The following is a 24993-nucleotide window of genomic DNA, read 5'->3' on the forward strand; positions in this document are numbered from 1 at the left end:
GGCGCCCTCATGCCTACACTCGATCGCGTGTCCGAACCTGAGCTGCCCCGGCTGTCCACCGGGACCGAGTACGACTGCCTCCTCGCCGGCTTACGCGGGCTCTCGCCGTGGGCCACCACCCGCCCGCTCGCCGCACCGCACCGGCGGCCCGATGCGATTCCCGCCGCCCGGGAGGCGTGGTGTTCGGCGGGCGCGACGATCGCGGAGAGGTGTTCCGCCGATCCGTCCGGGACAGCGCTGTCCGACGGTGTGGCCGAGGTCGGTTATGGCGAGCTCGACGCGCGGGTGAACGCCCTCGCGGCCGCCCTCGTGCGGCGCGGCATCACCAGGGGCGAGATCGTCGCGCTCGTCTTCGACCGAGGTGTGGCGTTCGTGGTGGCATTGCTCGCCGTGTGGCGGGCCGGAGCCGCGTATCTGCCGCTGTCCCCGTCGCACCCCGAGGCGTGGCTCACCGGCGTCGCCCGGCAGGCCGGGGTCGCGCTGGTGGTCGGCGCGCCGATTCCCGGCTTTCCACATCTGGACGAGGTGCCCGAGGCCGCCGAACCGGTCGCGGACCGGAACACTCCCGAAGACCTGGCGTATGTGATCGCCACCTCCGGGTCGACGGGCACGCCGAAGCTGGTCATGATCGAGCACGGCGGCCTGGTGAACCTGGTGCACGCGCAGCGCGAGTACCTCGGCGGAGTGCCGGCGCGCTCACGGGTGCTCCAGTTCCCGCACCCGGCCTTCGACGCCGCCCTGTTCAACGTCCTGATGGCGTTGTCGAACGGCGCCCGGCTGGAGGTGCTGGGCGGCGCGCACTTATCCGGCGATCCGCTCGCGGAGGCGCTGACCGGCAGGCGCGTCACGCACGCGGTGCTGCCGGCGGCGGTGGTGCGCACCCTGCGGCCGGGCCGGTTCCCGGAGCTGGACGTGCTGATGAGCATCGGTGATGTGTGCCTGCCGGAGACCGCCCGCCAGTGGAGTGCGCACCACCGGTTCGTGAACGGCTACGGCCCCACCGAGACCACGATCTGCGCCACGCTGCACACCTCGGTGGGTGCGGAGCGGACCCGTGTGCCGATCGGACGCCCGATCGCGGGCTGCCATGTCGTCATCCTGGACGAGGAACACCACCCGGTCCCACCGGGCGCGGTCGGGGAGATCTGCATCGGCGGACTCGGCGTGGGCCGCGGCTACTTGGGGCAGCCGGAGCTGACCGCCGAACGGTTCATCCCCGATCCGGCGGGCGGCAGGCTCTACCGCAGCGGCGATCTGGGGCGCACGCTCGCCGACGGGTCGATCGAGTTCCTCGGACGCCTGGACGACCAGGTGAAGCTGCGCGGCGCGCGGGTCGAGCTCGGTCAGGTGGAAGGCGCGCTCGCGGCGCTGCCCGGTGTGCGCGACGCGCTGGCGGTGGTCGACCGGCAGGGTGAGCCGCGGCTGCTCGGATACGTGATCACCGACACCGGCGCCGACCCCGAGGAGCTGAGGGCGTCGTTGGCGTCCACGCTGCCCGCGTACCTGGTGCCCGACCAGGTCGTCCTGGTCGACCGCTGGCCGCTCACCATCAGCGGCAAGGTGGACCGGGCCGCCCTGCCCCGGCCAGGACGGGCGGCACGCGAGACGGACGCGCCGCGGAACGAGACCGAGGCCGAGGTGGTCCGGGTCGCCGCCGAACTGCTCGGCGCGGAACGGGTCGGTGTGCACGACGACCTGTTCGACCTCGGAGCCAACTCGCTCTTCGCCACGCAGCTCGTGGCCCGGCTGCGGTCGCGGCTGGGTGTCGAGGTCGCGCTGCGGACGGTGCTGGAGTGCGGCACGGCGGCCGGGATCGCGGCCGGAATCGGCGGCGAGGCCACTGACCGCGGGCCCCGGCCCGGTGCGGAGCCGGAGCCGTCGTCCGGGCAGCGGCGCGTGTGGCTGATGCACGGGCTGAGCCCGGACGCCCGTGCCTACCATGCGCAGTCGGTGTTCCGGCTCGCCGGGGAGCTGTCCCTGGAGTCGCTGGAGGCGAGTCTCACCGAGCTCGTGCGGGCGCACGACGTGCTGCGCAGCCGGTTCGTCGAGGTCGACGGCGAGCTCGGCTGCGTGGTCGACGAGCCACGGCCGGTCGCGCTGGAGGTCCGCGACCTGAGCGGTTCCGAGGACCAGGCCACGGCCGTCGGCGCGGCGGTGCGCGAGCTGCTGGGCGCGCCGTTCGACCTGGCGCACGAGCCGCCGTACCGCTGGGCACTGCTGCGGCTCGGCGCCGAGGAGCATGTGTTCGTGTGTGTGGAACACCATCTGGTGCACGACGGCTGGTCGTTCCATGTGTTCGTGCGCGACCTGCTGGACGGCTACTCCGAGCACCTCGAGCGCGGCAGGATCAGCCGTCCGGCGCCGCCGGTCGGCTACTACGACTACGCGCGCTGGCAACGGCAGTGGCTGGAGTCCGCGGAGGCCGACGGACAACGGGCGTTCTGGCGGGCGGAGCTCGACGGTGCCGAGACCGTGCTGCGGCTGCCGCACCGCGCCGGGGCCCGCGCCACCGGCTTCCGCGGCCGCGCGCCGCGGCTCGAGATCGACGGCGAGTTGGCCCGTCGCCTCGCGGATCTCGCCGAGCGCTCGGGCGTCTCCCTGTTCACGACGCTGCTGGCCGCGTTCTTCGTGTTGCTGCACCACAGCACCGGCTCCCGTGACCTGCTGGTCGGGTCCGGGGTGGCGAACCGGCGATGGCGGCAGACCGAGGACGTCCTCGGCATGTTCGTCAACACCGTGGTGTTCCGGGGGAGGTTCGACGGCGACCCGACGTTCGCCGAGTTCCTGCGGCGGATCCACGAGCGGTCGCTCGCCGTGTACGAACACCAGGAGCTGCCCTACGACCTGATCTTCGCCGAGTCGCCGGCCGGACACGGAGACGGGGCGCGCCCGCTGGTGCAGGCGATGTTCAACTTCCACGACTCGCCGCTGGGGCCGCTGCGGCCGACTCCGCTCGATGTGACGGTCGTCGAGGGTGTGGGCAACGGGTCGGCCAAGTTCGACCTGTCCGTCATCGCGGTGCCGCGCTACGCCGAGGCCGGTCGTATCTCGCGGCTCGCGGGTGATCTGATCACGATCCCGCGGTCGGCCGGACCGGTGCTGCCCAGCTCGCGCTCCGCGCTGCAAGGCATCACGCTGGCGTGGGAGTTCGACACCGATCTGTTCGACGAATCCTTCTGCGCGCATCTGCTGACGGCGTTCGAGACGCTGCTCCGGACTCTTGTAAACGGGGCTGACGGGGCTGACACGCCGGTGTCGCGGCTCTCGCCGGTGGACGAGCGGACCCGCGGGCAGCTGCTCGAGTGGGGGCGGGGCAGGCGCGCCGAGCCGCCGTCGTGGTGGGTGCCGGACCTGGTCGCCCGCTGGGTGCGCGACACCCCGGACGCGCTCGCCGTCGCGGGCCCTGATCCGCTGACCTATGCCGAACTGGGGGCGCGGTCCGATGAGGTGGCTCGGTATCTGCGAGGGTCCGGGCTCGGCGGTGGCGACGTGGTGGCGGTGCGCGTGGCGCACTCGCCGGAGGCCGTCGTGGCGCAACTCGCCGTGATGAAGTCCGGCGCCGCGTATCTGCCGTTCGATCCGGCGCACCCGTCGGCCCGGCTGGGCGCCCTGATGGCCGACTGTGGGGCGAGAGTGGTCGTGACGACCGCCGCGCTCGCCGCCGACCTGCCCGCGGGCGCGATCGCCGTGGTGCTGGAGGACGTTCCCGAGACCGGTGGCGACCTGCCCGTCGGCGTCGGCACCGACGCCTGCTATGTCATGTATACCTCCGGCAGCACCGGCCGGCCCAAGGGCATCGTGGTCGAGCATCGCTCGGTCGCCGCCCGCCTGCACGACGACGGATTCGCCGGTCTCGCCCCCGGCGACACTCACCTCGCGGTCGCCACCATGGCGTTCGACGTGTCCGTACTGGAGATCTGGGGCCCGCTCGTGAGCGGCGCGACCGTGCGATTCCTGCCGCCTCCCTGGCATGTGGCCGACTTGGCACGCGCCCTGGAGGAGCCCACGGTGAGCCACGCCGCACTGTCCACGGCGGTGTTCCACGAACTGGTCGCCGAGGCGCCCGAGGCGGTCCGCGGGCTGCGGAGCCTGCTCGTCGCCGGTGACGTGATGTCGCCGGAGTCGCTCAAGGACTTGGCCGCCAGGGGGATCACCTCCGTCGCCAATGTGTACGGACCGACGGAGACCACGGTGATCGTCACCGGAATCCGGATGGACGCGTGGCGCCCGGCCGACCAGCCGCGCGTGCCGATCGGGCGTCCGCTGCCGAACACCTCGGTGTATGTCCTCGACGAGCACCTGCGGTTGGTGCCGCCCGGCGTGGTGGGGGAGATCTGCGTCGGTGGCCCGGTGGTGGCGCGCGGCTATGTGCGACCGGCGCCGGGGTTCGTGCCGAACCCGTTCGGGGAGGGAATGCTCTACCGCACCGGCGACCGGGGGCGCTGGCTCGACGGCGGGGTGCTCGACTTCGCCGGGCGCGCCGACGACCAGGTCAAGATACGCGGGTTCCGGGTGGAGCCCGCCGAGGTCCGCGCGGCGCTCCTGGCACTGCCCATGGTGCGGGACGCGGTCGTCGTGGCGGACCGCGCCGCGGACCGGCTGGTGGCGCATGTGGTGAGCGCGGAGTCCGGCGCCGCCGTCCGGCGCGCGCTCGCCGCCGAGGTCCCCGGCCACCTGGTGCCGAGCGTGGTCGTGCCGCACGAGCGGTTGCCGGTCAACTCCGTAGGAAAGGTCGACGTGCGGGCGCTCGGACTGCCGCCGCGGCCGGTGGAGTCGGCCGCGCCGCGGACCGCGCTGGAGACTCTGCTCGTGGACGTGGCCGCCGAGGTGCTGGGCGTCCGGCCGGGCGTGCACGACAACGTGTTCGAGCTCGGCATGCACTCGTTACAGGCGATGCGGCTCGCGTCCCGCGTCGCCGCCGCGACCGGCCGCGCGGTCGGGCTCGGCCTGGTGCTCGCCCAGCCGACCGTCGCCCGGCTCGCCTCCGCGCTGGAGTCGGCGCCCGCCGAGGCCGAAAAGATCACCAGGATCCCGCGGTGAGCACCTCGTTCCCGCTGTCGGCAGCGCAACGGGCCGTCTGGGCACGGCACACGCGGGACCCCAGCGGACACCGGCAGAGCACCCTGCGCACGTTCGCGGTGGCCGGAACCCTGGACCTGGCGGCGCTACGTACCGCGCTCGAAGCGCTCGTACGGCGGCACGAACCGCTGCGGACCGTCTACCTCGACGGGCCCGTACAGCAGATCCGTCCCGACGCGCCGGTGGCGGTCCGGATCGTCTCCGAGCCGCCCCGGCCGAGCGCCTTCGACCTGGCCCGCGGGCCGCTGTTGCGCGTGGACGTCCGCCCCACCGACCCGAACCGGCACGAGGTCACGTTCTCATCGCATCTGCTGGCGGCCGACGGCTGGTCGCTGGACGTGTTCTTCACCGAGCTCGCGGCCTGCTACCGCGCCGCGCTGCGCGGCGAGTCCGCCGCCCTGCCCGAGCTCGCCGTCCAATACGTCGACTGGGCGGCATGGCAGGCCGAGCGGCTGACTCCGGAGCGGACCGGTGAACTCGTACGCTGGTGGCGCGGTGCGCTCGAGAGATACCCGCGGCCACGCGGCGCGGGTGCCAGCCCCACCGGTGGGCCCGGCCGGGGCAGACGCCGGGCCGTGGCGCTGGACACCGGTCTGGTGAGCGCCGTCCGCGACCTGAGCGCCGCCCACGGCCATACCGCGTTCACGGTGCTCGCGGCGGCGTGCGCGATCGCGCTGACCCGGCGCACCGGTCAGGACCGGGTGCTGCTGGGCCTCGCGGTCGCGGGCCGCGACCGGCCCGAAGTGGCCGGTGTCCTCGGTTTCTTCACCACCCTCTCGGTGCTGCCGGTGGACCTGACTCAGGACCCCCCTTTCGGCGTGCTGCTCGGGCGGGTGGCCGCGGCGACGGCGGCCACCTACCAACACCGCGACCTGCCACTCGACGAGATGGCGGCCGCGCTCGGGGGCCCGGACGACCTGGACCGCACGCCCTGGGTACAGGCGATCTTCGCGCACCACCCACCGGGCAGCGTCGGCGAACTCCGTCTCGACGGCTGCGAGGCCGCCGAGCTCCCGGTTCTCGACACGGCCAAGTTCGAACTGACCGTCCGCGTCGAGGACACCCCCGACGGCGCCGGTACGGTCTGGGCGGAGTACGACACCGCCCGCTACCGCGATCCCGAGATGGATTCGCTGCTCAAGGCCTACCAGGCCGTCCTGCACGCGGTCGTGGCCCGGCCGAGGACACCGGTGTCCGCGCTGCGCGCGCTCGAACCACCACCCGGAGGACACGTCCGTGGCTGAGTTACCCACCTACCCGTTCGCCAGGGATCCGGAGCACCCGCTCGACCCGCCGCCCGAGTGCCGCGAGCTCCGCGCGTCCGCGTCGCTCACGCGGGTACGGGCGTGGGACGGCAGCACGCCATGGCTGATCACCCGCTACGAGGACGCCCGGCGCGCGCTGGTGGACCGGCGGCTCACCATGGACGTCACCTCGCCCGGCTTCCCGCACACCTCGCCGTCGTCGCGGTTGCGTGCCCAGGGCGCCGTCTTCTTCTCATCCCGCCCCGAGGAACGGTACGCGGCCGGGCGAGCGATGATGATCAGGGAGTTCACCCCGCGCCGGATGGCCGAGCTGCGGCCCTTCGTCCAGCGCGTGGCGGACGGGGAGATCGACGCCATGCTCGCCGGACCGCGTCCGGCCGACCTGGTCGAGGCCTTCGCGTTGCCCCTCGCCATCAAGGTGATCTGCGAGTTCCTCGGTGTCCCGGTCGCCGACCGCGGCCGCTTGCACGAGCTCAGCCGCGTCCTCGGTTCCCGCACGGCGCCCGCCGAGCGGGTCGCCTCGGCGCTGTCCGAGATGGACGCGTACTTCCGCGCACTGGTCGCCGACCCGGGCGACGGGCTCATGGGCCGGATCGTGCGCGCCTACGTGGAGACCGGTGAACTGTCCGAAGCGGACGCCGCGGCCGACTTCCAGGGCCTGTTCTTCACCGGTCACGGCCCGACCGCGTACATGATCGCGACGGGTGTGGTGGCACTGCTGCGCCACCCCGAGCAGATCGAGGTGCTGACCGGCACCGACGACGAGTACGTCCACGCGACGGCGATCCAGGAACTCCTGCGTTACGTCACCGTGTCGCACAACGCGAGGCAGCGCGCCGCCACCGACGACGTCGAGATCGGGGAGACGCTCATCCGCCGAGGAGAGGGCGTGCTCATCCAGATCGACTCGGCGAACCGTGACGAGACCGCCTTCCCCGACCCCGACCGCCTCAACCTGCGCCGCACCCCGTCGCGGCGGCATGTCGCGCTCGGGCTGGGCGCACACCACTGCACAGGCCATGCGCTGGCCGACATCGAACTGGACGTCGCCTACACCACGCTGTTCCGCCGGCTGCCCGGCCTGCGGCTCGCCACCGACTTCGCGGAGGTGCCCTTCAAGTTCGACGAAAACCTCCTCGGGGTGCACGCGTTGCCGGTGACCTGGGGCGCGTGAGCGCCGGCTCTTCCGAGCACGGGGCCGGTCCGTCGGGCCGGCCCCTTCGTCATGCGGCGGCTCAGTCCGCGCGCAGCACGGTCGGCCCCTCCTCCGTGATGCGGGCGACCACCTCGGAGGGCATCCCCTCGTCGGTCACGATGGTGTCGAGCCGGTCGAGGGCGGTCACGTTGAACCGCTCGACGGTGCCCCACTTCGTACTGTCGGCGAGCAGCGCGACCGAGGAAGCCGCCTCCATGACCGCGCGCTTGAGCAGCACTTTCTCGGTCGAGTGGCTGGTCACGCCGTGGGACAGGTCCCAGGAGCCGGCACTCAGGAAGAAGAGGTCGACGTTCAGCGCCCCGATCGTCTTGGCGGCGAGCAGCCCGCTGCTCGAACCGCTCGACACATCGACCTCGCCACCCGTGTGGATGGTGTGCACGGACGGAAGGTCGCAGAGCGCCAGAACGGCGTGGAAGTCATTGGTGACGACGGTGAGGTCACTGCGGGCGGCCAGGAACGGCACGACCGACTGGCAGGTCGTGCCCGCGTCGAGAAACACGACCATACCGTCCTCGACGAGGCGCGCCGCCCGGTCGGCGATGGCCCGCTTGCGGGGCATCTCCAGTGCCGCCCGCGACGCCCGTTCGCGGGGCGGCGCGTGGCCGGTCCAGTCCGCCAGCCTGACCCCGCCCTGCACCGAGACCACCTGACCGTTCCTCTCGAGGGCGGCGATGTCCCGGCGCACCGTCATGTGGGAGACGTTCAGCCGAGCGGTCAGGTCGCGGATGCTGAGCAATCCGCTGCTCCTCAGCAGGCGCAGGAGTTCCTGATGGCGTTGCTCGGGGATCAGGGGTGCCCTGCTCAATGCGTCTCCTCGTTCGCTGCGTCTGCCCGATTCCCACGGCGACGGGGCCGTGGGTGATCAGCTTAACTTCACTTCATCCAGGGCGTGACAAAATGTGAATCCGTGTTCTAGCGTGTTCCACCATGGTAGTAAAGTTTAATGCGCTGGAATCGATCACCCGTACGGGTGCCCTTCTCATCGTCCGCCTGGACAGCGCCCAGGAAGCCCTGGCCGTCTCGGAAGCGGCGATCGAGGGCGGTATACGGGCGCTGGAGATCACCCTCTCGGTGCCGGGTGCGCTGGACGTGATCTCGAAGCTCTCCGACCGCTACGCCGACGACGGGGTCGTCATCGGCGCCGGCACGGTGCTGGACGAGCACGCGGCACACACCTGCATCTCCGCCGGCGCACGGCTGCTGGTCAGCCCCAATCTGAACCCGGCGATGCTCGCCACCGCCAACCGCTACCAGGCCGTCACGGTCAGTGGCGCCTTCTCCCCGTCGGAGATCGTCGACACCATGCAGGCGGGCGCCGACATCGTGAAACTCTTCCCGGCCGAGTTCCTCGGCCCGCAGTACGTCCGGACGGTCAGGGCCCCGCTCCCGCAGGCACCGCTGATGCCCACGGGCGGCGTCACCCCGGACAATGTCAAGGAGTGGTTCGACGCCGGCGTCGTCGCGGTGGGCGTCGGCAGCTTCGTCACCAAGGCCGCCCGTCCCGACGGCGACTACCGGCGCGTCACCGAGGCCGCCTCGACCATCCTGCGCGCCATCGAAGACTCGCGGGCGTAGCGCCCGCAAGCCGGTCCCTCTCCCCGTTTGCCGGCTGCGTTTCCCGGCCGCGTCCCGTCGGCGCCTCCGTCCCCAACCCCTTGACGTGGTTCTCTTAGGAGCTCCCCATGGCCCAGCAGTCCCTCACGCTCGAATCTCTCGACACGGGCTGCCCAGACCTGAGAAAAGCGATCCGCATTCGCTGGGTCCTGGTGGCTCTCCTCGTGATCGGCGGTGTCGTCAACTACCTCGACCGCGCCACCCTGAGCGTCGCCAACACGACCATCTCCCACGAGTTCGGTCTGAACTCCACCGAGATGGGGCTGCTGCTCGCGGCCTTCGCCTGGCCGTACGCCATCGCCAACCTCCCGGCCGGCTACCTCGTCGACCGCTTCGGCGCCAAGCGGATGTACGCCTGGGCCGCCGGGCTCTGGTCGCTGATGGGGATGGTCACGGCGGCCGCGAACTCCTTCGGTCTGCTCTACGCGGCCCGGGTCGCCCTCGGCGTGGCAGAGTCCCCCTTCTTCACGGCCAGCCTGAAGGTGAACGAAACCTGGTTCGCCAAGGACGAGCGCGCCCTGCCGATCTCGATCGTCAACACGGGATCGCAGATCGCGAACGCCATCGCTCCGCCGCTCCTCACCGTCCTCATGCTGAGCTTCGGATGGCGCGGCATGTTCGTCGCCGTGGGCGCGCTGGGCATCGTGGTCATGCTGGTGTGGCTGCGTATCTACCGGGACCCCACCCTGCGCGAGATGGCGCTGATCAAGGGCGAGCAGGCGGCGGCCGAGGCCCGCGAAGCCCGCACGGGCAAGGGTGAGGAGAAGGCGAGCTGGGGACAGCTGTTCCGGCAGCGGAACACCTTCTTCATGATCCTGGGTGCCTTCGGCATCTTCTACACGGTCTGGGTCTACCTGACCTGGCTGCCCAGCTACCTTCAGACCTCCCGCGGCTTCAGCCTCTCGGAAACCGGCTGGCTGTCCTCTCTGCCCTACCTCTGCGGTATCGCCGGTGTCCTCGCCGGCGGCCTCCTCTCCGGGCGACTGATACGCCAAGGCTTCTCCGCGGTCACCTCCCGCAAGGTCCCCATCGTCGGCGGCGCGGCTCTGGCGGCCGCCGCGGTCCTTCCCGTGGCGTACGTCGAGAGCACCCCGCTCGCGATCGCCCTGCTGTCCCTCGGCTACTTCGCCGCCCAGGTACCGATGGGCTGCCTGTGGACCCTGGCCTCCGACATAGCGGAGCCGCACCAGGTGGCCTCCTTGGGCGCCATTCAGAACTTCGGCGGATTCCTCGGGGCGGCCATGGCCCCCATCGTCACCGGTGCGATCCTCGACACCACGGGCAACAACTACACCTTCGTCTTCCTCGTCGGCGGAGCGCTGCTGCTCATCGGCGCCATGTCCTACCTGTTCTTCGTCAAGGACCGCCGGGCCGCCGCCACCGCCTGACCCGGCACGGAGCGCGCCGACGATGGCCCGCCCCGCTCCCCACACCCCATGAGAGCCGCACATGACCATCCCCCGGGCCTTCTTCGTGATCGGGCCGGCCGGGTCCGGAAAGACCAGCGTGGCCCAGCTGCTCGCCCAGCAGGCCGACGCCACCTACATCGACAAGGACACCGCCTGCAACCGCTTCACCGAAGCACTCCTCGAACTCGCGGGTACGGACAAGACCGAGCGTGACCTCAACCCGTACTACCAGTCCGTGGTGATGGACCTCGAGTACCTGACGATCCTGGACCTGGCCAGGGACAACCTGGCCACGGGCCGACCGGTCGTGCTGGACGCTCCTTTCGGTCGCTACTTCTCCCGGCCCGACTACCTCGACGAGGTCGCCGAGCGGCACTCCTGGCCGCGCCACGTCGAGCCCGTGGTGGTGCGGGTCCAGGTGGACTCGGACACCGCCCGGGAACGCGTCCGCGCACGGGGCTACGCACGGGACCTGTCCAAGCTCGCCGACTGGGACAGCTTCTGGGAGAAGGCACAGAACAACGTGTGCCGCTGGTCGTGCGGCCTCCGGCTGGTGTTCGACAACCGGGCCGACGGCATCACCGCGGCCTCGGTCGCCCGCGCGCTGGACGGTCTGCCCCGACATCCTTGACCGGCCGTCCTCCCTCGACCTGTCGCGCGGTACCTGGGGGCCATCCCTTTCCGGCTCAGCTCATGGAGCGCATGGTGAAGGTGTGCCGCCCGGAGCCCACCTCGAACGGCTCGGCGTCGCCCGGCAGCTGGACCTCGGCCCGGGTGTTCGGCGGCACCAGCACCTCGACGACCAGCCGGCGGCCCCCGTCGCCCTCGTAGCGCCAGCCCGCCTCGGCCCGCCCGTACGGGGTCAGATGGGCCGCCTTCGCGTGCCGGAGCCCGCCGCCGGGGACGGGCGCGATCCGCAGCCGGCGCCAGCCGGGGGCGGCCGGGGCCAGCCCGGCGACGGTGCGGTGGAGCCAGTCGGCGACCGCGCCGAGCGCGTAGTGGTTGAAGGAGGTCATCTCGCCCGGGTTGATGGTGCCGTCGGGCAGCATGGAGTCCCAGCGCTCCCAGATGGTGGTCGCGCCCATGGTGACCGGGTACAGCCAGGACGGGCAGCCCCGCTCCAGCAGCATCCGGTAGGCGAGTTCGGGCTCGCCGGCCGCGCAGAGCGCGTCGCAGATCAGCGGGGTGCCCGCGAACCCCGTGGCGATCCGGAAGTCCGCGTCCCGCACGATCGCCGCCAGCCGCGCCCCGGCCCCCGCCCGCTGGCGCTCGGTCGGCAGCAGCGCGAAGCACAGCGCCAGCGCGTAGGCGGTCTGCGCGTCGGAGGACAGCCGCCCGGCCGGCGTCACGAACTCCTCGTGGAAGGCGGCCCGCGCCTCCTCGGCCAGCTGGTCGTAGCGGAGCGCGTCGTCCGATTCGCCCAGCAGCCGGGCGGTCTCCGCCAGCACCTCGGCCGAGCGCACCAGATAGGCGCCCGCCACCAGGTCGCCATCCGTGCGGGCGGCGTCCGGCCGGTCCGGCGGGGCCGCCGGGTCGAGCCAGTCGCCCAAGTGCCGGTGGTCGCGCCACAGCCCGCCGCGCTCGCGCGCGTACCGGGCGGCGGTCTCCACCCAGGCGCGCATGCTGGGGTACTGGTCGCGCAGCACCCCCAGGTCGCCGAAGCGCTGGTGGAGCACCCACGGCAGCAGCACCGCGACATCCGCCCAGACGGCCTGCGCCCTGGGAAAGACGCCGAGGTCCCCCGGGAGGATGTCGGGCACCACGAGCGGCGGCACCTGCTCGGGGTGGGCCAGCTGCTCGGCGGCCAGGTCCCGCAGCCAGCCGGCGAGCATGCCGGAGCAGTCGTACAGGAAGGCGGCGGTCGGCGCGAACACCTGGATGTCGCCGGTCCAGCCCAGCCGTTCGTCGCGCTGCGGGCAGTCGGTGGGGATGTCCAGGAAGTTGCCGCGCATGCTCCAGACGACGTTTTCGTGCAGCCGCTCCACCAGCGGCTCGGAGCAGGAGAACCAGCCGGTGCGCGCCATGTCGGTGTGCACCACCACCGCCCGCACATCAGCCGGGTCCAGCGGCCCCGGCCAGCCGGTGACCTCCGCGTAGCGGAAGCCGTGGAAGGTGAACCGCGGCTCGTAGATCTCGGTGCCCTCGCCGCGCAGGGTGTAGACGTCGGTGGCCTTGGCCTCGCGCAGCGGCCGCACCCCCAGCTCGCCACCTTCCAGCACCTCGGCGTGGCGCAGCGTGACGGTGTGCCCGGCCGGGCCGCTGACCGTGATGCGCAGCCGCCCCACCAGGTTCTGGCCGAAGTCCAGGACGGTACGGCCCGACGGCGTGGTGATCACCTCGGTCGGCGCCAGGGTCTGCACGCGGCGGACCGGCGGGCCGGTCGGCGCCACCAGCTCCCCGGCCGGCGGGTCGGTCTCCTCCACCGGGCTCCAGCCGGTGGTGTCATGGCCGGGCCGGGACCAGCCGTCGCGCTCCAGGCGGGCGTCGTACACCTCGCCGTCGTAGATCTCCGAGCGCAGCAGGGGGCCGGTGGTCGCCCGCCAGTCGGAGTCGGTGGCCACGGTCTCCCGGGACCCGTCGGCGTAGCGGATCTCCAGCTGGGCCAGCAGCGCGGTCCGCTCGCCCCAGATGGCGCGCCGCCCGCCCCCGAAGCCGATGCGGCCCGCGTACCAGCCCTCCCCCAGCAGCGCGCCGACGGCGTTCGCGCCCTCGCGCAGCAGGCCGGTCACGTCGTACGTCTGGTAGCGCAGCCGGTGGGCGTACGAGGTCCAGCCCGGGGCGAGTACGTGGTCGCCGACCCGCACCCCGTTGAGCTCGGCCTCGTACACGCCGCAGGCGGTGACGTACAGCCGCGCGGAGGCCACCGGCCCGCGGACGGTGAACTCGCGGCGCAGCAGGGCCACCGGCCCCGGGGCGGCCGGGGCGGCCGGGTCTTGGGGTCGGTCGGGTGTGATGGGGCGGGCCGTCCAGTCCTCGGGCCGCAGGAGCCCCGCCTCCGCGTGGGCGGGCTCGGACCACGCGGAGGGCTCGTCGCCGCCGGTCCCCCAGACCCGGACGCTCACGGCCACCCGCTGCCGGGAGCGCAGCGCCGGGCCCGGCCAGGGGACGAGCACGGACTCCGCGGACTCCACCCGCCCGGGCGCGGCGAGTTCGGTGCCGTCCTCGGCGCACACCCGCACCTCGTAGGCGGTCTGCTGCCAGCCCTCGGCGTCGGTGGCGGTGCGCCAGCTCAGCCGGGGCTCGGCCGCGCCGATGCCGAGCGGCTCCCGGTGGTGTTCAAAGACCGGTGTGGTGACGTGCACGGGGTTCATTCCTTTACGAGTCGGATACGAGTCGGAGTCGGACCGGGCCGAACAGGCCCGTGCGTACCTGGCCCGCCGCGACCGCGCGGGTCGGCGAGGCGTCGTCGAGATACCCGGCGAGCGTGCCGCTTATGACGATCTCGATGTTGTTGTCGCCCGCCCTCAGGGCGTCGGTGACCTCGACCGTCCACGGCCCCCACACCCGGCGGCCGACCGGGGTGCCGTTGACGCGGATCTCGGCGGTGCCGCGTACCTCCCCGAGGTCGAGCAGGGCGCGCCCGGCCGGTGCGGTCGGCAGGTGGGCGGTGGTGCGGTAGCGGACCCGTCCGCCCAGGGCGCGCAGGCCGAGCTCCTCCCAGGCGGCGAGCTCCACCTCCGCCTCGGCCACCTCGGCCTCGATCGCCGCGTCGAGCAGCGCGCCACCCCGGCGGCCGTCCACCGCGACCACCTTGAGCAGCACCGGAGTGGCGGCGGCCAGTGGGGCGGGCAGCCGTACCCATCCGTCGCCGTCCGTCGCGTACTCCCGGCCCTCGACCAGGACCGTGACCTCGAGCGGGGTGGGGACGCGCAGCGCCGTCGTGCCGAGCGGGGCCGGGAAGCGCAGCCACTCCACGCGCTCGGGCCCGGGCGCCAGGTCCGGGACGAGCCGCTCGGCAACACCGCCACCGCCGCCGGGGGCGGCGGCCGGCTCCAGCCAGTGGGCGTCGGGCAGCGGATGGGGGCGGGCCCAGGAGCAGACCCACCGCGGATCGCGGCCACCGCTCGCGATCCGCAGCCGCAGCGGCACGGGCGCGCCGTCGCGGCTCGCCTGCCAGCCGCTGCCACCGCCGCTGATCCAGCCGCTGATCCAGCCGAGGCCGCCGCGCGTCGCCGGGGCCGAGTCGAGGGCCGCCCCGGTCGGGGTGGTGCCCGCGTCGGTGACCCGCAGCGTGAGCGTGTTCTCGCCGACGCGCAGCAGTTCGCCGAGGTCATACGGGTGCACTCGGATGTCGCGGTGGCCCGGATACGGGCTGAAGTCGCCCTGGCGGCCCACCTCGACGCCGTTGACCAGGACGGCACACGCGCCGTCGGCGGCCACCTGGACGACCGGGTCGGCCGGGACCCGGTCCAGGCGGGCCCGCAGCGTCAGCTCGTGGGTGCGGCCGGCGACCGAGCCGTCCCCGGCCTCCATCCACTCGGGGCGGCGGAACGCGTCCGGGTCGCGAACCACCGCGAACGACGCGCGCACCGGCCCGTCCTCGACGGCCGTCAGCTCGATCTCCAGGGCGACGGTGCGGCCGCGGACGGACGGCGGCAGCGGGCCGACGGTGCGATACCCCTCCCCCGCCACGGGCAGCTCCGCCCCGTCGAGCAGCACCGTGCGCGCCGCGTTGGCGCCCACCGCGAGATGCAGCCCGTCGCGGTCGGGGATCGTGAGGTGCGTACGGACCGCGACGCGGCCGCCCGCCGGGACGGCGCGCCAGTCCAGGAACTCCTCGGGGACATATCCCTTGGGGCCCAGCCGCTCGTCGTGCAGCGGGTCGTCGGGGATGCCGCGCGACAGCGACCACACCGCGGGCCGCCACTCGCCCGAGGCCGGGTCCGGGTCCGGGCCCCGGACCAGCGCGAACGGGCCGAAGCCGGCGGTGACGGGCCGCCACTCCCGCCCGTCCCCGGGTTCCAGGTGTTCCAGCCGCCAGACCTCGATGGGCAGCACCCCCGTACGGTGCGCCGCCGCGAGATCCCCGTCGCTGTTGTCCAGGGTGGAGGTGGCGAGCCCGCGCCAGGGGCCGGGCAGCGGGAGGGTCCCGGTGGTCGGGCCGAGGGGGACGCGGGTCGGCTCCGGCAGCTCCTCGGCGAGCACCACCAGCGCCACCGCCCCGTCCTCGAACGGCACCTCGAGGAGCCAGGCCCCGTCCGGCGCCCGGGTGACGGCCAGTTCGGTGCGGTCTCCGGTGCCCGGGTCCCAGCGCTGGGCGCGCGGCCGGGCCGGGCCTTCCAGGCGCACCCGGGCCGTGCGGCCGTCGGCGGGGACGAAGTCGTAGCCGTCGGTGCGCAGTTGTTCCCAGTACCGCTCCCAGGAGAAGCCGTCGGTGGGCCAGTCGCCCATGGGGAAGGCGACGATCGGCGCCTTGGTGCCACTGCGGTCGTCGTGCGCGACCAGGGCGAGGACCAGCGCGTCGCCGTGGCGGCGGAGCAGGTACGGCGCGTCGGCGGTGACCCGCACCTGGCCCCGGGCCACCGCGGCGGGCACCCGCCCGGCGCTCTCGACGACCGTGACCAGGCCCCGCGCGACGGCGTCGGCGAACAGCCGGGCGGTGTTGTCGCCGTCGGTACCGGGGCCGCCGGGGAACAGCTCGGGCACCCGGGCCACGCACACCACCCGGCCGCCCGCCGCCGCGAAGCGGACCAGCGTACGGGCCGCCGCGGCGTGCAGGGCCCGCGGCCCGGGCAGCACCACGGTGCGGTAGCGCTCCTGGCCGATGACCAGGGCGGGGCCCGCCTCATCGGCGGTCACCTCGCCTCCGGCGAGCGTGTTCTCGTCGAAGGTGTCGTGGTCGAGACCCGCGCGCTCCAGCACCCCGCGGCGCTCGGCGAACCAGCAGTTGACGCCGTTCAGCTCGTGGTACAGGCGCCCCGCCTCGGTCGCCGGCGGCAGCGGCCCGTCCAGCGTGAGATACGCCTGCGCGGTCGTCGTCGGCGACAGCAGGACCGTGTCGCACACATGGGTGCCCTCGGTCAGCACGGAGCACAGCCGCGCCACGGCGGTGGCGAACACGTGGTACGAGGACCAGTACGGCTGGCGCCAGCAGGTGGACGGCGGCGCCCACTCCCACCAGCCGCCGACGGTGCTGTAGTAGACGGCGTGCGGGTCGTACAGGTTGGCGCCGCGGCGCAGGAAGGGCGCGAGCCAGTCGTAGGTCTCCTCCAGCGTGCCGCCCCAGCCGGAGGAGTGGAACGCCTCGATCCAGGTGCGCCGATGGCCCAACGCGTGCGCCATCGAGCTGTGCGCCTTGGCGTCGCCCCAGTGGTCGCTGCCCGGCGCCCCGTATCCGGCGTGGGTGCCCTGGTAGTCGCCGTACACCCGGACACCGCCCACCGGGTCCCCCTCGCGGGCCGGCGAGGGCTGGTCGAAGCCGCAGACCAGGCCGTGTCGCGAGAAGAACGCCTCCTGGGGGTCGAAGAAGGCCCGGCGGCCCAGCCGGGCACGGTGCTCGTGGTAGTCGCGGCGCACCCGCGCGGCGTGCGGGTCCCCGCCCTCCCACAGCGCCCACAGCTCGGGCACCAGGTCGTAGCCGTACACCGCGGCGAAGCTCGCGGCGAAGTCGCGGCCCCAGGTGGGCATGGCGGGCAGCTCGTCCTGGAAGAAACCGCCGATGGCGCGGCCGAACCACTTTCCGACGTGCCGCTCCAGGGTGCCGTGCACCCGGTCGAGCAGCGCCGCGCAGGCGGCCTCGCCGAAGTAGTCGAAGCCGCTGACCCCGCTGTGCACCAGGGTGATCTCGGCGGGGCCGCCGCTCCAGCGGGCCGCGCCGCCGCTGAGGGGCACCGCGACCCGCCCGGCCGCGGCGCCGCCGTCCTGGGCGGGGACCGGGGCGGGGACGGCGTACGCGGCGAGCAGGGTGTGGCCGGTCGGTGGCCGCACCACCGTCTCGCCACCCTCCGCGCGGGCACTCGTACGGTAGAGGGCGAGCCCGGCGAACTCCGGGTTACGCGCGGTCAGTTGGCCCTGGAAGTTGGCGCCGGAGAAGCCGATCTGGTCGTACATCCACAGGCTGAACCCCAGCTCGTCGGCGTCCGCGCAGGCCCCGTCGAGCAGCCGCAGCCACTCCTCGCTCAGATACGGCGGGTCGTCGGCCAGCGAGCCGAAGGTGGGGCCGGTCGGCGCGAGACACATCACGACGGCCTGCCGGATGCCCTGGGAGGTCAGCTCCGCCATCTGCCGGCGCAGCCGCTCCCGGGTGACCTTCGCGCCGCTCCACCACCAGATCGGCAGCGGCCCGTACTCGGGTGCGGGGTCGGTGAACCGGGAGAGCAGTTCGTCCGCGGCCCCCGTCACGCGGCCGCCCGGCGCTCGGCCTCGATCGCGTCCAGGGACTTCCCGGCCGTGTCCGGCATGAAGAAGTAGCCGATGCCCCCGCTGATGACCAGGAACGCGGTCAGCAGGGCCGCGATGGTGCTGATCCCCGTGTCGGCGAGGTGGGGCACGAAGTAGCTCCAGATGCCGAGGCAGGTGCGCGCCGCGCCGAAGGTGAAGCCCTGGGCGGTGCCGCGCAGCATGGTCGGGAAGAGCTCCTGGCTGAACGTCTTGTAGACCGCCTCACCGGCCAGCGAGGCCCCCACGCCGAACAGGAAGGTGTTGAGGAGGATCGTCGGCACGGTGAAGGGGAACCACAGGAAGAGCGCGTAGGCGACGATCTGCATCACCGCTCCGATGGCCCACAGCTGCCGGCGGGTGCGGTGGTCGCGGTCGGTCAGCGGCATGAACACCAGGACGGTCGCGGCGATGCCGACGCCGAACCCGGCGCAGGACAGCGCCACGCTCGTCCCCTGGCCCCCCGCGCCCAGGTTCTTGACCATGTACGGGGTGAACAGGCCCGCGGTGCCCGCGGCCAGGTTCCAGAAGAGGTAGAAGCTTCCGGTCCACAGCAGCGCCTTCAGGTGCGCCCCGCGGAACAGCTCCCGCACCCCGGCCGTGGCGGCCGCTCCCTTGCTCGCCGCCTTGCTCGCCGCGGCCTTCCACACCGCCGACTCGGTCATCCCTCGGCGCAGCGCCCAGGTGATCAGCGCGACCACGAACAGATGGAGGAAGACGATGCGGATGCCCAGCAGATCCAGCGGAGAGAGCACGAGCGCGAGCAGGAGCACGATCATCGGCCCGACGTTCCAGGCGACCTGGGTGAACCCGAGCAGCTTGCCCCGGGCCCTGGCCGGCGAGAACTCCCCCACCAGGGCCAGCGAGGTCGGCACGTCGGCGCCCACCGCCACGCCCACCACGAAGGTGCCGATGAACAGCATCGCCGGGTTGACTGCGAGCGCGATCAACAGGATCGCGGCCGCGTAGACCAGCAGATCCCACTGGTAGATCCGCTTGCGGCCGAGCTTGTCGCCGAGCCGGCCGCCGATGAAGGCCCCGACCGCCGCGCCGATGGCGTTGGGCCCGATGGCCGCGAGCGCGCCGACGCCGGTGAGGCCCGAGTCGCTGAGGCCGAGTTCGTCCTGGAAGAGCGCCAGGCCCGCGCCCAGCGCCACGATCGACCCCGCGTCCAGGTACGAGGCCATGCCGGCCAGGACCGACCACTTCCACTGCTGACGGCTGATGGTGCCCTCGGCTTCGGCCGAGGGGGCTTGGGCCGATTGATTCATGCTCATCCGGTCGCTCCCGTCTTCATTGACATGCTCCGGAGTTCCGATTCGGAGAAACGTGGAACGGTCTCCGAATTGAAACGACTCAACCGTGAGGGAGGGCGATGCGGGGGTCAAGTCTCAGGCAGGTAACGATGCGAATAGCCGCGTACCCCGGCCATCGGGGCCAAGCCCCCATTCGACGGCGTACAGTGGGCGGCTGTAGACCGTTTCACAGGACAGCTTCACAGGACAGCGACTCTTGGGCACTGCGCGTGGAGCGCGCTCCGAGCTGGAGGTAAGCCCCCATGGCCCCCACGAGTGATCGGCGCCGCGTGACGATCACGGACGTCGCGCTGCACGCCGGGGTCTCGAAGTCGGCCGTGTCCAAGGTGCTGCGCAACGCCTACGGGGTGAGCCCCGCCATGGCGGAGCGCGTGCGCTCCGCCATGGCCGAGCTCGACTACCGCCCGCACGCGGCCGCCCGCGGCATGCGCGGCCGTACGTACACGGTCGGCGTCCTGCTGGACAACATCCGCAACGCCTTCTTCGCCGACATCCTCGACGGCGTCAACTCCGCGCTGCGGGGCGGCGACTACCAGGTGCTGATCGGCGCGGCCGGCTTCGGCGAGGAGGACCAGACCAGGCTGGCCCGGGCCCTGGTGGACCGCCAGATGGACGGGCTGATCCTCATCGGCCCCGGCTTCCCCCGCACCGAGGTGCTGCGGACCGCGGCCACCGTGCCCACGGTGGTGATCGGCCACCACGACGTGGCCGAGGAACACGACTCGGTCGTCGACGCTGACGCCCTCGGCGCGGGCCTGGTGGTCGACCACCTGGTCCGGCTCGGCCACCGCCGCATCGCGCTGACCTCCACCCCCGGCAACCGGGGCAGCGGCTGGTCGGGCACCCCCGAGCGGGTCCAGCGCCGCGGCTACCACGAGGCGATGCGGCGGCATGGCCTACAGGACCTGGCGCGGGTCGCCATGACCGCCTTCTCAGAGGAGGGCGGCTACCGGGCGGGGATGGAGCTGCTGGCCGCGGCGGACCGACCGACCGCCGTCTTCGCCGGGGCGGACGTCGCCGCCATGGGCGTCTTCCGCGCCGCGCGCGAGCTGGGGCTGCGGATCCCCGAGGACTTCTCGCTGGCCGGCTACAACAACACCGCCGTCGCCGCGCTCGCCCCCGTCCGGCTCACCAGCGTCGACCAGGCGGGCGGCCTGATGGGCACGACGGCGGCGCGGCTGCTGCTGGAGCGCATCGAGGGCCGCACGCGGTCCGTGCTGATGACGGTGTCCCCGACCCTGGTCGCCCGCGGCACGACGGGCCCCCCGCCCTCCCCCCGCGGCGGCCAAGGGGGAACCGCTGGTTCGGGAGGTCCCGACGCTCGTGAGTAAGAGTTGTGAAGCGTAACGGCTGGTCAGCCCCGCCAGCGGCGTCACCACGAACATCATCACTGTCAGAGCATGCGGAAGCCCCGCCCATGCGCGCGAAGGACGCATAGACGGGGCCGGTTGGGGTCCCGCTCAGTGCTCGCGTGGCTGAATGGGAGCACGCGTAGCCGGGTGCCGCCGCCACCACAAGCCCCGGCAGGCCGGCAGCGAGAGGCCGAAGAACGCCCCGCACCGCGCACACCAGGGGAGCCCGCTCTCCGGGTCCGTAGGGCACTCGGCGGCGCAGCGAGGGCACTTCTCCATGGGACCTACTCTCAGACGCTCAGGTCGAACTCTCCGGCCTTCACGGCGTTGGTGAGCGTCACCCACTGTTCCGCCGTCATGGTGACGATGGTCTCGGGCCGCTCGCTGTCCCGCAACGCCACCGCACCAGACACGTTCACGGCCACCTGCGGGCAGTTGTTGACCTTCGCGTCACGGCAGGCTGCCGCGCTGACGAATTCGAACTCCGGACGTTCAGCCATGGTGCCCATCCCTTCCCTGTACGTGCGGGGAATCGGTCCCCGCGCCGTCTTGCGACCCGCCCCGGTGGGCACTCGACCTGTCCAAGGGTTAGTGATCACCACCGGGACGGGGATCAGTGGACTACTCGCTGGACAGACAGGCGGTACACGTGACTGTTCGCTGCCACTCGTCCACCTCACCGGACGTGCCACAGAGGGGCTTCCCGTCTCGCACCTTGTGCACGGTCATCACGTCGTCTGCGACCGTGCCCGGTGTCCAGTCGGAGGCTTCGATGCCCTTCGCCCGCTGCTGCTCCAGTCCTCTTGCCATCACTGCCACGCTCCCGCCTCGAACCGGTACGGGCGAGTGATGTGCTCCCGGTATTCCTGATGGTCAGGGTTGGCCTTGAGGGGCTGAACCGCCCATGCCGTGCCGACTTCGAACTCTTCGGTCTTCTCGCTGGTCTCGTCACATGCCTTGCACTGCATTGCCGACGTGATCGGCTCAGCTTCCGGGCGAAGGTCGGGCCGGATCGTGTAGTCACGGAACCGGTAGATAGCGCGGGTCACGCCCTCGCCCTCCCCAGGTGTCGCCGGATGGCGGCGGCCAGGTCGTCCGCGCGCTCCGCCAGCTCCTCAAGCGTGGGCCGTTCATCACTGGCGTGCGGCTGTGCCTGCCCGGCGCGCGGGGTCCGAACAGAGCCCATCTCACCCATTCGAGTGCTCGTGATAGACACCTCATTGTCGGTCTGCTCCCTTCAGATCGACCACGCCCCGGGCCGTCCCAAGCTGCGCCGGGGTCTTGGCTGTCCGGCACGGACGTGTGCCGTCCGAAGAGCTTCCAGCGGGCCCCACCCCGAAAGGAACAGCGAACGGGGAACCCCACAACCCCATTTGGGGAACCCCATTCCGGCCCGTTTGGGGAACCCCGTTCGGGGCCCGGGGGCTACCCTGAAAAGAGATCACTCCCGTCCCTGCTAGATGATTGAGTCCGATGTTTGTGCTGGCCGCGACTATGGCGAAGGGCGCCCGTTGGCTTGGTTGTGACTCCTTGCCTGGACGCCCTTCTGGCGGCACTGTACGTGTTCATCGACGACCATGTGGCTCCCCGTCGCCGGATCGGGCGACCTCCAAAACTGACGGACGCCGAACTGCTGTGCCTGGCGGTTGCCCAGGTCCTGCTGGGCTTCTCTTCCGCACGGCACTGGATTCGCTTCGCCCACGCCCGGCTCGGGCACTTGTTCCGCTACCTGCCCCAGCAGTCCGCCTACAACAAGCGGCTCAACGCCGCCGGACCGCTGATCAGCACCGTGATCGAGGCGCTGGCCAGGCAGGTGCCGAGCTGGCACGACGACCTGCGGCTGATCGATTCCACCCCACTGCCGTGTGCGGCCTCCCGCGAGACGGTCAAACGCTCCGACCTGGCCGGGCACGCCGGATACGGCTACTGCCGCAGCCACTCCCGCTTCTTCTGGGGCTTCCGGCTCTACCTGCTGACCACCGCCGAGGGCATGCCGATCTCCTGGTGCCTGGCCAACCCCAAGCTCGGCGAGCGGGAGGTGATGTGCGCGTTGCTGGAACGCGACCACCACCTCGTCCGCGCCGGTCAGGTGATCCTTGCGGACAAGGGCTTCGCCGGGCGGGAGTTCGAGGCGTTCCTGACCGAGCGTCTGGGTGTCCATCTGGTACGGCCGGACCGGAAGGACGAGCCGGTCCGACACGGCCGCCTCGCCCGCGTCCGCCAGTGGATCGAAGCCGTCATCGACACGCTCAAGGGTCAGCTCGGCCTGGAACGACACGGTGGCAGAACCCTGCATGGGGTGTTCGCCCGCACCGGCCAACGACTCCTCGCCCTCGCAGCCGGCATCTGGCACAACTGGACCACCGGCGCCAAGATCAAGCGATCCCTGATCGCCTACGACCACTGAAAACATCGGACTCATTCATCTAGGTGGCCCATGGACGAACCTCTTCCGTCTCGTCAACAGGCGTACGGGCTCAAGTCATGCGGTCATGGCGGCGGCCATCGGAAAGATGACCAGCTCGCGGGTCAGCGACATCATCCGGGGCGTCCGTGGCATCCGGGGACACGAAGTCATCGAACGCGTGGCCGACGGCTTCGGCATCCCTGGGACAATGCTCGGATTACCGAGACGGCCATGGGAGGGTTCCCCAGAAGATATTAACCGAACCGGCAACGCCCGCAGTAGTGTCGGGACTGCAATCGACCTCGGAGTCAAAGCACAACGTGAACCATCCGACACCATTCCGTCAAATACGCCCGACACGCCCGGTACCGTGCTGCTACCCCTTGTCGTGAATGGCCGGACGGCCATGGTTCCGATAGATAGCAAAACGCTGGAATCTCATGGACTCGGCAATCTGCTTGACCAATTGAAATCTTCCGAAAATTCCGCAAGGGTTACCGCATTCCCCACGGAACACGAGACGATGAGCCCGTTTAATCGCCGAGATCTCCTCAAAGGCGGCATTGCCGCTACTGCTCTTGCAGCGTTGAGCCTTGAAGAACTTCAGCATGTGACTGCCGCCTTGAACAATGCCCACCGCTATCTTGATGGCCCGGTGGTTGGATATTTCCGTAGCCAACTCGAAATGGCCAAACGTGACGACGGAACGCTAGGCGCGCAGAAGACATTGCCAGCGGTTCTGGGCTTGTTGGGGGCCATTGAGCAGCGGGCCCGGAATGTGATGCCTGCTGTGCGGCGGGAGTTGCTATCGGTTGGCGCAGACGGCGCAGAGTTTGCCGGATGGCTGTATCGCGATATCCATCGACCGACTACCGCAATTTTCTGGTATGACCGGGCCATGGAGTGGACACAAGAAGCCGACGACCCCGCCATGCAAGGATATATGCTGCTCAAAAAATCGCAAATGGCATACGACGACGGCGACCCGGTGCGCATGTTGACACTGGCGCAAGCGGGTCAACATGCGCGATGGAATCTCCCCACCCGAGTGCAAGCAGAGATGTTGCAACAAGAAGCGCTCGGGTGCGCCATGCTTGGCGAACGGCTGTCACTGGTCGAACAGAAATTCAGTACGGCTCACGAACTACTTACCCGCGCTGCTGACAGCGAGTCAAGCACCCTCGGCGCGTACTTCAACGAACATACGTTGAGGATTCGAAATGCCGTGATTTACACCGAGGCCGGCAAGCCAAGCCTCGCCGCAGACCTGTTCGGCGAAATCATTGCAACTGGTATGCTTTCCCGCCGCGATGCAGGGTTCTTCAATGCACGACGGTCGGCGGCACTGGCGCTCAGCGGCGAGCCGGACGAGGCGGCTCGGATTGGTACGGCTTCGGCCGCGGTAGCCGGAGCCGTGAAGTCAGAACGCACCATGCGGGTATTGAGTGAGGTATTGCAGACGCTAAGTCGCTGGCGGAGTCGGCCTGCGGTGCAAGAATTCCGCGAAGCGCTCCGCGCCGCCTAATGCTGCGAGGAATTCGCGGTCAGCCAGTCAGTCAGGGTTCGGATGACGAACGTCTGCCATTCCTGGCTCTGGGGATTAAGATACTGCGGGTCGTCGTGCACGGCGAAACCGTGCTGCGCCCCCTCAATCTCGATGAGTTCACAGGGGGCGCGGAACTGCCGTACCGCGGCCCTCGACGATTCGATAGGCACGAACGTATCTTTGGTGCCGTGCACAATGAGCGTCGGGGCCCGCACCTCGCCAAGTATCTTGTACGGGTGCAGCCAGAACACCTCGTTAAATAGAGGCCGTCCATGCCGGAGTGTCGGCGTGAACTGGATGAAGCCGTGTTCGGTGAGTTGCTGTGCTACCTCGTCGCTGATCGAATCATCAACCCAGTGAGGTTTTCTCAGAGGCTAACGTCTCTGCGGGATCCGGCGTGGACCACTTCGAG

17 protein-coding genes are annotated in these 24993 nt (G+C 71.3%); 9 read left to right on the plus strand and 8 right to left on the minus strand.

The annotated features are described in order from the left end of the window. The first annotated feature begins 27 nt into the window (after positions 1-27). From ACWY4P_RS08630 to ACWY4P_RS08640, 3 genes are read left to right on the plus strand one after another with little or no spacing between them, the layout of a single operon-like run. Positions 28-5040 (plus strand): amino acid adenylation domain-containing protein, encoded by a 5013-nt coding sequence (locus tag ACWY4P_RS08630; protein ID WP_456209671.1) that lies wholly within the window; start codon positions 28-30, stop codon positions 5038-5040. Then, the gene (locus ACWY4P_RS08635; RefSeq protein WP_456209673.1) at positions 5037-6323 is read left to right on the plus strand and encodes a condensation domain-containing protein; all 1287 of its coding nucleotides are present in this window, start codon (positions 5037-5039) and stop codon (positions 6321-6323) included. The genes ACWY4P_RS08630 and ACWY4P_RS08635 overlap by 4 nt, the downstream gene beginning before the upstream one ends. Beyond that, a complete protein-coding gene (locus ACWY4P_RS08640) occupies positions 6316-7518 on the plus strand; it encodes a cytochrome P450 (protein WP_456209675.1) in 1203 nt (400 codons plus the stop codon). Before ACWY4P_RS08635 ends, ACWY4P_RS08640 begins: the two co-directional genes overlap by 8 nt. 61 nt (positions 7519-7579) lie before the next feature. Here ACWY4P_RS08640 and ACWY4P_RS08645 read toward each other — a convergent pair whose 3' ends face one another. After that, positions 7580-8365, minus strand: coding sequence for a DeoR/GlpR family DNA-binding transcription regulator (locus tag ACWY4P_RS08645; protein WP_456209677.1), 786 nt, complete (start codon positions 8363-8365; stop codon positions 7580-7582). Positions 8366-8487: 122 nt separating this feature from the next. On the opposite strand from ACWY4P_RS08645, the gene ACWY4P_RS08650 reads away from it, so the two are divergent. The 3 genes from ACWY4P_RS08650 (at position 8488) to ACWY4P_RS08660 (ending at position 11214) form a co-directional block, all read left to right on the plus strand. Next, the gene (locus ACWY4P_RS08650; protein ID WP_456209679.1) at positions 8488-9135 is read left to right on the plus strand and encodes a bifunctional 4-hydroxy-2-oxoglutarate aldolase/2-dehydro-3-deoxy-phosphogluconate aldolase; all 648 of its coding nucleotides are present in this window, start codon (positions 8488-8490) and stop codon (positions 9133-9135) included. A gap of 107 nt (positions 9136-9242) precedes the next feature. Next, entirely contained in the window at positions 9243-10562 is a 1320-nt protein-coding gene (locus tag ACWY4P_RS08655) for an MFS transporter (RefSeq protein WP_456209681.1), read from the plus strand. A gap of 61 nt (positions 10563-10623) precedes the next feature. After that, a complete protein-coding gene (locus ACWY4P_RS08660) occupies positions 10624-11214 on the plus strand; it encodes an AAA family ATPase (protein WP_456209683.1) in 591 nt (196 codons plus the stop codon). A gap of 55 nt (positions 11215-11269) precedes the next feature. Here the strand turns inward: ACWY4P_RS08660 and ACWY4P_RS08665 are convergent, their stop codons facing one another. Genes ACWY4P_RS08665 through ACWY4P_RS08675 form a run of 3 tightly spaced genes read right to left on the minus strand, consistent with a single transcriptional unit; the run spans position 11270 to position 19237 of the window. Next, on the minus strand, positions 11270-13894 hold the full coding sequence (locus tag ACWY4P_RS08665) for a family 78 glycoside hydrolase catalytic domain (protein WP_456209685.1): 2625 nt from the start codon (positions 13892-13894) through the stop codon (positions 11270-11272). 4 nt (positions 13895-13898) lie between these two features. Further along, on the minus strand, positions 13899-17924 hold the full coding sequence (locus tag ACWY4P_RS08670; RefSeq protein WP_456209687.1) for a hypothetical protein: 4026 nt from the start codon (positions 17922-17924) through the stop codon (positions 13899-13901). Further along, a complete protein-coding gene (locus ACWY4P_RS08675; protein ID WP_456209689.1) occupies positions 17921-19237 on the minus strand; it encodes an MFS transporter in 1317 nt (438 codons plus the stop codon). Before ACWY4P_RS08675 ends, ACWY4P_RS08670 begins: the two co-directional genes overlap by 4 nt. A gap of 281 nt (positions 19238-19518) precedes the next feature. Between ACWY4P_RS08675 and ACWY4P_RS08680 the strand changes: the two genes are divergently transcribed. Beyond that, positions 19519-20607: a LacI family DNA-binding transcriptional regulator gene (locus ACWY4P_RS08680; protein ID WP_456209691.1), complete on the plus strand. Its 1089-nt coding sequence runs from the start codon at positions 19519-19521 to the stop codon at positions 20605-20607. A gap of 311 nt (positions 20608-20918) precedes the next feature. Here the strand turns inward: ACWY4P_RS08680 and ACWY4P_RS08685 are convergent, their stop codons facing one another. The 3 genes from ACWY4P_RS08685 to ACWY4P_RS08695 all read right to left on the minus strand — a co-directional run bounded on the left by ACWY4P_RS08685 (position 20919) and on the right by ACWY4P_RS08695 (position 21677). Continuing rightward, positions 20919-21128 (minus strand): DUF397 domain-containing protein, encoded by a 210-nt coding sequence (locus ACWY4P_RS08685; RefSeq protein WP_456209693.1) that lies wholly within the window; start codon positions 21126-21128, stop codon positions 20919-20921. Positions 21129-21249: 121 nt separating this feature from the next. Next, positions 21250-21438: a hypothetical protein gene (locus ACWY4P_RS08690; protein WP_456209694.1), complete on the minus strand. Its 189-nt coding sequence runs from the start codon at positions 21436-21438 to the stop codon at positions 21250-21252. Further along, positions 21438-21677, minus strand: a complete 240-nt coding sequence (locus ACWY4P_RS08695; RefSeq protein WP_456209696.1) for a DUF7848 domain-containing protein — start codon at positions 21675-21677, stop codon at positions 21438-21440. The genes ACWY4P_RS08690 and ACWY4P_RS08695 overlap by 1 nt, the downstream gene beginning before the upstream one ends. A gap of 473 nt (positions 21678-22150) precedes the next feature. On the opposite strand from ACWY4P_RS08695, the gene ACWY4P_RS08700 reads away from it, so the two are divergent. Both ACWY4P_RS08700 and ACWY4P_RS08705 read left to right on the plus strand, forming a co-directional pair. Further along, positions 22151-23035, plus strand: coding sequence for an IS982 family transposase (locus ACWY4P_RS08700; protein ID WP_456212806.1), 885 nt, complete (start codon positions 22151-22153; stop codon positions 23033-23035). Positions 23036-23120: 85 nt separating this feature from the next. Further along, a complete protein-coding gene (locus tag ACWY4P_RS08705) occupies positions 23121-24560 on the plus strand; it encodes a twin-arginine translocation signal domain-containing protein (RefSeq protein ID WP_456209698.1) in 1440 nt (479 codons plus the stop codon). Here ACWY4P_RS08705 and ACWY4P_RS08710 read toward each other — a convergent pair. Further along, positions 24557-24832: an alpha/beta hydrolase family protein gene (locus tag ACWY4P_RS08710; RefSeq protein ID WP_456209700.1), complete on the minus strand. Its 276-nt coding sequence runs from the start codon at positions 24830-24832 to the stop codon at positions 24557-24559. The genes ACWY4P_RS08705 and ACWY4P_RS08710 overlap by 4 nt on opposite strands. Positions 24833-24993 lie beyond the last annotated feature (161 nt).

It is taken from the genome of Streptomyces sp. LZ34, assembly GCF_053890475.1.

Coding starts and splice junctions, on each gene's coding strand:
- ACWY4P_RS08650 (WP_456209679.1), top strand. CDS start 8,488: ATGGTAGTAAAGTTTAATGCGCTGGAATCGATCACCCGTACGGGTGCC.
- ACWY4P_RS08655 (WP_456209681.1), top strand. CDS start 9,243: ATGGCCCAGCAGTCCCTCACGCTCGAATCTCTCGACACGGGCTGCCCA.
- ACWY4P_RS08705 (WP_456209698.1), top strand. CDS start 23,121: ATGGCGGCGGCCATCGGAAAGATGACCAGCTCGCGGGTCAGCGACATC.
- ACWY4P_RS08680 (WP_456209691.1), top strand. CDS start 19,519: ATGGCCCCCACGAGTGATCGGCGCCGCGTGACGATCACGGACGTCGCG.
- ACWY4P_RS08685 (WP_456209693.1), bottom strand. CDS start 21,128: ATGGCTGAACGTCCGGAGTTCGAATTCGTCAGCGCGGCAGCCTGCCGT.
- ACWY4P_RS08660 (WP_456209683.1), top strand. CDS start 10,624: ATGACCATCCCCCGGGCCTTCTTCGTGATCGGGCCGGCCGGGTCCGGA.
- ACWY4P_RS08665 (WP_456209685.1), bottom strand. CDS start 13,894: ATGAACCCCGTGCACGTCACCACACCGGTCTTTGAACACCACCGGGAG.
- ACWY4P_RS08675 (WP_456209689.1), bottom strand. CDS start 19,237: ATGAGCATGAATCAATCGGCCCAAGCCCCCTCGGCCGAAGCCGAGGGC.
- ACWY4P_RS08690 (WP_456209694.1), bottom strand. CDS start 21,438: ATGGCAAGAGGACTGGAGCAGCAGCGGGCGAAGGGCATCGAAGCCTCC.